This window comes from Rhodococcus jostii NBRC 16295 (genome assembly GCF_001894825.1).
Lineage (GTDB): Bacteria > Actinomycetota > Actinomycetes > Mycobacteriales > Mycobacteriaceae > Rhodococcus_F > Rhodococcus_F jostii.
Map to the genome: position 1 here is coordinate 1 of NZ_BCWY01000168.1, position 7,498 is coordinate 7,498.

Consider the following 7,498-nt stretch of genomic DNA (forward strand, 5'->3'; position numbering starts at 1 on the left):
AGCCGGGGCAGTCCCGCATTCACACCAACATGGCGTGCGTGGTTCCACCCGAGGTCGACCAGGCACTCCTCACCGGCAACCCACTGCCCTCGGATCTGTCCGACGACGAAAAGGCCGCGTGCGACCAGCTGGCCTTCTTCTACCAGCACATCGGCTATGCCGTGGAGATGGGGTCACGCCCGCAGTCGCTGACCGGATTGGCGGATTCGCCCGTCGGTCTGGCAGCTTTCATGCTCGACCACGACGTGAAGAGTTTGGAGCTGATCTCCCGCGTCTTCGCCGGAGAGCCCGAAGGCCTGACGCGAGACGACATCCTCGACAACATCACCCTGTTCTGGTTGACGAACACGGGAGTGTCTGCGGCCCGCCTCTACTGGGAGAACAAGTCCGCGTTCTTCTCCGCCAGGGGCATTTCTATCCCGGTGGCCGTGAGCGTCTTTCCTGACGAGCTCTATCAGGCACCGCGCAGTTGGGCAGAGCAGGCCTATCCCAACCTCGTCCACTACAACAAGCTCGACAAGGGTGGGCACTTCGCGGCCTGGGAACAGCCCCGGCACCTCGTAGCAGAGATTCGCGCGGGCATGCGGTCACTTCGATAGAGGACCGTAGCCGAGCGTGTGCACCTGCCCACGTTCTGCCGAGGGCGACCGGGTGGCTCACTGCGAGCCACCCGGTCGCCCTCGGCTATGCGGCCACGCCGTGGGTCCTCACCTCGTGGACGTCAATGAGGAAGATCCGAACTTGACGGACACTACGCCGAGTACCTGGCCCCGGAACTGGCCGGGACGCAGCCACCCGAGAGAACTCCGATCGTGACCGCCAGGAAACGTGGATACCTCACCAGCCCAGGCCAAAAGGGGAGACCTAACATGCTCGATCTGGACGTCATCCACGCCGAATCGAAGACCGGTTCATGAACGACAAATCTAATCGAGCTGGCCCCGCCCGCCGCCCGACTGAACTCACCTCGGTGCCCGCGCCGCCCACCAACGCGAAGACGCGTTCGGGCGGCGGCTCGGGCAACCCGATGCCAGTCCGGGTCCGAGGCAAGGGTGGAAACCTACCGGTGGAGCTGACCAGTTTCGTCGGCCGCCGCCACGAGGTGGTCGAAGCAAAGAAGATGCTGTCCGCGGCCCGGCTGGTGACACTGACCGGTCTCGGGCAACACTGTCGAGCGTGGTTTCAACCGACTCAAGCATTGGCGCGGTCGCAACCCGCTACGACAAGTACGCCATCACCTACCTCGGCGGCGTACTCCTCGCCTCAACTATCACGTCCCACCGACTGCGCAATTAGCAGACAGAACCTAGTAGATCGAGGGTGAGATCGAATGAACACGTTGGTATCACGGGCGGCGATGACCGCCGCCGCGCTCGCGGCGCCGGGGGCGGGCGTTGCCGCCGCGGCACCGTACGACCCGAACACTCCCGGCACCCAACTCCACGCCAGCAACGACGACCCGACCGATACGAACAGCTACAGCTGTGGAGCGGTCGGCGGCGCTGGCGCCGGAACGACGTCCCCGGGCGGCTCCGGACAGCTCAACGGAACCTACTTCGGTCCCGGCCCGGTGCAGGGTGGGTGCGTCGGCAGCGACGGGTCGGTGTACTTCCCGACCGGAAATGCCGAATAGAAGGGGCTTGGTGTAGACCGGAATCCGGGATAACGCCCCTCGGTCTCCGGCTGGCCCGCTGAGGCGTGCGCAGGGAATGAGCGTCGCCTGCCGCACCGCACACTGCTGCGGTCGATGCGCGGGCACACCTAGAATGGGGCGATACGGACAGGCCACCGTCGCTACATCCGGGGAAGGTTGTCCGCGCCGACCGGGCCGCTCGTGGGAGCCGGCCCGTGGGAGGTGGCCATGCAACCGTCCGACCGGATGCGGCCGCTGCCGCGGCGGGCCAAAGTCGCGATCGCGGTGACGGTGGCGCTCGTCGCGTTGCTGCTGATCGGGCCGCGGCTGGTCGTGGCCTATACCGATTGGCTGTGGTTCGGTGAGGTCGGCTACCGCCGCGTGTGGGGGACCGTCCTGGTCACCCGGCTGCTCCTGTTCACCGCGGTGACGCTGCTGGTGGGTGCGGTGATCTTCGCGGCCATGGTGTGGGCGTACCGGTCCCGCCCGTTGTTCGCGGCCGCGGCCGCCGCGACGTCGGAGAACGACCCGCTCGAGCCGGTCCGGACGGCGGTGCTGCGCCGGAGGCGGTGGTTCGCACTGGGTGTCCCGCTGGTGCTGGCGCTGCCGTTCGGCCTGCACGCGCGGGCGAAGTGGGCCACCGTGCAACTGTTCCTGCACGGCGGCGGATTCGGTGCCGTGGACGCGGAGTTCGGGTACGACATCGGCTTCTACGTCTTCGACCTGCCGTTCTACCGACTGATCCTGACGTGGCTGTTCATCGCGGTGTTCCTGGCGTTGCTGGCGAGCGTGGGCGTGCACTACCTCTTCGGTGGGATCCGGCTGTCGTTGAAGAACGAGAAGGACACCCCCGCGGGGGCGGTGTCGGGGCCCGCACGGGTCCAACTCGCGGTGCTCGCGGGCACGTTCATCGCGCTGAAGGCGGCCTCCTACTGGCTCGACCGGTACGCGCTGTTGTTCAGCGGCCGGAAGGAGCCCACCTTCACCGGCGCCGGATACACCGACATCAACGCGGTGCTGCCGGCCCGGCTGATCATGGTCGCGATCGCGGTGCTGTGCGCGTTCGCGTTCTTCGCCGCGATCGTGGTGCGGGACCTGCGGATCCCGGCGATGGCCACGGCGCTGCTGGTGCTCTCGGCGATCCTGGTCGGCGGGATCTATCCGGCGCTGATCGAGCAGTTCTCGGTCCGCCCGAACGCCGCCGACCGGGAGAGCCCCTATATCGACCGCAATATCGCCGCGACCCGGCAGGCCTACGGCCTCGGCCCGGACCGGGTCGACTACCTCGACTACCCCGGGGTGGGCACCCGACCGCCCCGGGACATTCCCGCCGATGTCACCACCATCGCCAACGCTCGCCTGCTGGACCCGACCGTGCTCTCGCGCACCTTCACCCAGCAGCAGCAGCTGAAGAACTTCTACGGCTTCCCCGAGCACCTGAACATCGACCGCTACACCATCGACGGGCAACTCGCCGACTACATCGTCGCCGCCCGCGAGCTGTCCCCGAACAGCCTCAGCGGCAACCAAACCCAGTGGATCAACCGGCACACCGTCTACACCCACGGCAACGGGTTCGTCGCCGCGCCCGCCAACCGGGTCAACGCCGCCGTCCGCGACGCCGCCGGGCAGGCCACCAGCAGCGACAGCGGCTACCCGCTCTACGCGGTCAGTGACATCGCCTCCCAGGCCGCCGGCGACCAGGTGATCCCGGTCGAGCAACCGCGCATCTACTACGGTGAGGTGATCGCACAGGCCGACCCGGACTACGCCATCGTCGGCGGCCCGCAGGGTGCGCCGCCGCGTGAGTACGACACCGACACCGCCCAGTACACCTACACCGGCACCGGTGGGGTGCCGGTGGGCAACTGGGTCAACCGACTGGCGTTCGCCGCCCGGTACGCCGAACGCAACATCCTGTTCTCCGGCGCCATCGGTCCAGGGTCGAAGATCATCTTCAACCGGGACCCGGCCACCCGGGTCGAACACGTCGCCCCATGGCTGACCACCGACACCAACCCGTATCCGGCTGTGGTCGGCGGTCGGATCGTGTGGATCGTCGACGCATACACCACCGCCCCGCACTACCCGTACTCCCAGGTCAGCTCGCTCGCCGCGCCGGTCGTCACCGACACCGGCCGCACCATGCCGCGGGAGGAAATCTCCTACATACGGAACTCGGTGAAGGCCACCGTCGACGCCTACGACGGCACCGTCACCCTCTACCAGATCGACGAGAACGACCCGGTCCTGACGGCGTGGATGAACGTGTTCCCCGGCACCGTGCGACCCGCGGACACCATCCCCGGCGACCTGCGGGCGCACTTCCGCTACCCCGAGGAGCTGTTCCGCCTGCAGCGAGACCTGCTGGCGAAGTACCACGTGAACGATCCGCGGGAGTTCTTCACCACCAACGCGTTCTGGTCGGTTCCCAGCGATCCGACCGCCGACACCAGCGGGGAGCAGCCACCGTACTACGTCCTGGTCGGCGACCCGGACACCGCGGCCCCGTCGTTCCGACTCACCAGCGCCATGGTCGGCTTCAACCGACAGTTCCTCTCCGCCTACCTCTCGGTGCACTCCGACCCCGAAAACTACGGCAGGATCGACATCCTGCAGTTACCGACGGACACCCAGACCCAGGGCCCGCAGCAGACCCAGAACTCGATGATCTCCGACACCCGCGTCGCCTCCGAACGCACCCTGCTCGAGCGGTCCAACCGGATCCACTACGCCAACCTGCTGACCCTGCCGATCGCCGACGGCGGCATCCTCTACGTCGAACCGGTGTTCACCGAACGGCTGACCACCACCGCCGAGGGGTCGACCTTCCCGCAGCTGGCCCGGGTCCTGGTCAGCTACCGCGAACCCGGCACCGGCGGTGTCCGGATCGGCTACGCCCCCACCCTCGCCGAGGCCCTCGACCAGGTCTTCGGCGCCGGCACCGGCGCCGCCGCCACCGCACCCGGCGGCGACGCCACCACACCACCACCCACCGGCGGGCAACCGCCGGCGCCGCCCCCACCAGGTGTCCCACCCACCCCACCGCCCGCGGGGTCCGAGGGCCTCACCGCCGCGGTCCTCGAACTCAACGCCGCCCTGGCCAACCTGCGCGAAGCACAACGGGACGGAGACTTCACCACCTACGGCGCGGCGCTGGACCGACTGCAACAGGCCATCGACACCTACCTGGCCGCGGGCGGAATCCCGAACTGACCGGCCCTCCGCCTGGGTCCACGTACGACGTTGTCGGTCGGTCGCGCGCCGAGCACCTCATAAAGGTCATCTTCGCCCATGACCCTGGTATGCGCAGCTACATCCCGGGGTATCCACTCCAACAGCGCCGTCGGCATCCGACTCGACGTGCCACAAGCACCAGAGGCCAACCTCGCGGGTGCACCAGGAAAGGACCCCACGATGCTCGGACTGGGAATCATCGGCTGGATCATCATCGGCGGACTGGCCGGCTGGATCGGCAGCAAGATCATGAAGACCGATGCTCAGATGGGAATCCTCCTCAACATCGTCGTCGGCATCGCCGGCGGACTGCTCGGTGGATTCCTCCTCAAACTGCTCGGTGTCGACGTCGAAGGCGGCGGGCTGATCTTCAGCTTCCTGACCTGCCTACTCGGGGCGGTCATCTTGTTGTTCGTGGTCAAAGCCGTCACCGGTCGCCGCGTACACCACTGAATGTCCCAGGATGGGGAGCAATACGGCTGCCCGTCCCGCCTCGTTGGTCTGTGTCGTCCGTGTCAGCGCGAGTTCTTCGACGCCCCGCCAGTGGTGAAGTAGCCATTCTCGGAATGAGGCGTACGTGCCGGCGGGTGCGCCGAGGCGCCGGCTGACGCCGAGGACGAGATTGGGTTGCCGCCGGGGTTCGGGTAGACGCTCGATCAGCGCGAGCACGTCCGGGTCGTCGGCGATGGCCGTGCACCACTGCTGATAGGTGGCGGAGTTTCCCTTCGCCTCTACCTCTGCAAATGTGCGGTATCTGAGCGAGGTGTCCACCGTTGCATCTCTACTGGCTTCGCGCCCTCCGCGGAAGCCTTTCGATCACGCCGATAGTTGGTGGTCGGCGACCGGACAGCGGTCCTCATCCGGCTATCGAATGAGGACCGCTCCCGGCGGGTGCGGTCCCACAGACTAGTTAGACAGCCCGCACATTCGTAGCCTGCGGGCCCTTCTGCCCCTGGCCCACCTCGAACTCGACGCGCTGGTTCTCATCGAGCGACTTGAAGCCGCTGCCCGAGATTTCCGAGTAGTGCACGAAGACGTCCGGAGTTCCGTCGTCGGGCGCGATGAAACCGAAGCCCTTCTCGCCGTTGAACCACTTCACAATGCCCTGCGCCATGCCGATACTCCCTAAAAGCCGATCCGGACACTCACATCGAATTCCCGATCTCGATACCAGTGATCCTGCCACCCCGACGACGGATCGGGACGACCGCACCTGATCTGAGAAAGCGGACATCTCGACGCCTACTGCGACTGCCGACTTCGCCGTCCGTCATCGATCAACCAGAGCCGATCCGTCGAGCGCGCGACCGCCGACGTGGACAGCAAAGTCGGCTGTCGGGTGTGAAATCCCTGGTCAACCGCTCCAAAATTTCTGTAGTGGCGGATGTAGACATTGAAGGGTCGCTGTTGTAGAGTTCCTCTCGTCGCAAGGAAAGAGTTCACGAGGTGCGGGAGAGAATGAACTGCCCGCAGAGAAGTACCGCAAGACCAGGATGTGCCGGGCAAGGGTTGATGTGAGTTTGTAAGGCCCCGGCACGTCCGGCGGCGGCCGGGCAGCACGAAGGCCCGACAGCCGGAAGAAGTGCAGTGAACAAGGAAGTGAAACCCGCTCCGGCCCCCGGTGCCTCACGGCGCCGGGGGCCCTGTCCGTCTGAAAGGTGTCCCCCCATTCCGGAAGATTCGCCCGACCGAAGCGCGGCCGGGAAGCTCGCCGACGAGGACTACCCGGCATACAGCATGGGTCACGCCGCCGAGATCCTCGGCGTGACACAAGCATTCCTCCGCAGCCTCGACGCCGCGAAGCTGCTCACCCCCGGACGCTCAGAGGGCGGCCACCGCCGCTACTCCCGATACCAGCTCCGTCTCGCCGCCCGCGCCCGCGAACTGATCGACAAGGGCACCGCACTCGATTCCGCGTGCCGCATCATCATCCTCGAAGACCAACTCGCCGAGGCCCGACGCATCAATGCTGAACTCCAGCACACCCACCGCCCCAAGTCGGATCAGCCCGGCCCCACAACCGGCTGAAACACCGCAGCCTCTTCGGAACACCAGTCGAGGTCCATTCCGCGGAAGCCGCCCATCCACTCGGCGACCTCACCTCGGGCCTTTGCGAGAACGCACTGTCCGCATCAGCCCAGACCACATCATGTGAGGCGTCGGTGCACGGTCCCGCTAAACCATCCTTGGGTTCGTGCGGTGATCGCAACACCACTGATCAAAGGGTGTTGCACATGGTGAAATATTCTCATCGGATGGTTCCGGAGATCTTTCAAACGTTCTGGGCAGGGATGGCTGCGGGTGAGTTCATCACGGACGCGGCGGAGGCGGCCGGGTCGTATCGCAAACAGGGCGCTCGGTGGCTTGCGGCCTGCGGTGGGGTGCGTCCCCGGCGTGGCCGCAACCTCAAGGGCCGGTGTTTGACGTTCGCCGAACGTGAAGAGATCGCCATCGGCATCGCCGCAGGTCACACCCTTCGTGACATCGCGAAAACCCTGAACCGGAGTCCCTCGACGATCTCGCGCGAGATTGCCCGCAACCGTGAAACCTCCGGGCGGTACCGAGCCAGATCGGCGCACGCAGCCGCCTACCACCGGGCGTCCCGGCCCAAACGGGACTGCCCCGGCT

Annotated in this window: 7 protein-coding genes and 1 pseudogene; 6 read left to right on the plus strand and 2 right to left on the minus strand. The window is 66.5% G+C overall.

The features are described 5' to 3' along the window. The 4 genes and pseudogenes from RJ1_RS43870 to RJ1_RS43890 all read left to right on the plus strand — a co-directional run. Positions 1-599: pseudogene (locus RJ1_RS43870) on the plus strand (epoxide hydrolase); the annotation flags it as partial. Between the two features lie 731 nt (positions 600-1,330). After that, on the plus strand, positions 1,331-1,633 hold the full coding sequence (locus RJ1_RS43880; RefSeq protein WP_073370834.1) for a hypothetical protein: 303 nt from the start codon (positions 1,331-1,333) through the stop codon (positions 1,631-1,633). 228 nt (positions 1,634-1,861) lie between these two features. Then, positions 1,862-4,849: a UPF0182 family protein gene (locus tag RJ1_RS43885; protein WP_174695090.1), complete on the plus strand. Its 2,988-nt coding sequence runs from the start codon at positions 1,862-1,864 to the stop codon at positions 4,847-4,849. A 201-nt stretch (positions 4,850-5,050) separates the two neighbouring features. After that, complete coding sequence (locus RJ1_RS43890) at positions 5,051-5,323, plus strand: GlsB/YeaQ/YmgE family stress response membrane protein (protein ID WP_073370837.1); 273 nt, start codon at positions 5,051-5,053, stop codon at positions 5,321-5,323. Here the strand turns inward: RJ1_RS43890 and RJ1_RS43895 are convergent. Both RJ1_RS43895 and RJ1_RS43900 read right to left on the minus strand, forming a co-directional pair. Next, entirely contained in the window at positions 5,258-5,641 is a 384-nt protein-coding gene (locus tag RJ1_RS43895) for a DUF2332 family protein (protein ID WP_073370841.1), read from the minus strand. The genes RJ1_RS43890 and RJ1_RS43895 overlap by 66 nt on opposite strands. Positions 5,642-5,780: 139 nt before the next feature. After that, positions 5,781-5,984, minus strand: coding sequence for a cold-shock protein (locus RJ1_RS43900; protein ID WP_073365012.1), 204 nt, complete (start codon positions 5,982-5,984; stop codon positions 5,781-5,783). Between the two features lie 623 nt (positions 5,985-6,607). On the opposite strand from RJ1_RS43900, the gene RJ1_RS43905 reads away from it, so the two are divergent. Both RJ1_RS43905 and RJ1_RS43910 read left to right on the plus strand, forming a co-directional pair. Then, positions 6,608-6,898, plus strand: coding sequence for a MerR family transcriptional regulator (locus RJ1_RS43905; protein WP_083400448.1), 291 nt, complete (start codon positions 6,608-6,610; stop codon positions 6,896-6,898). A gap of 206 nt (positions 6,899-7,104) precedes the next feature. Next, positions 7,105-7,498: helix-turn-helix domain-containing protein (locus tag RJ1_RS43910; RefSeq protein ID WP_439958226.1), on the plus strand; the 394-nt coding region annotated here is incomplete at its 3' end.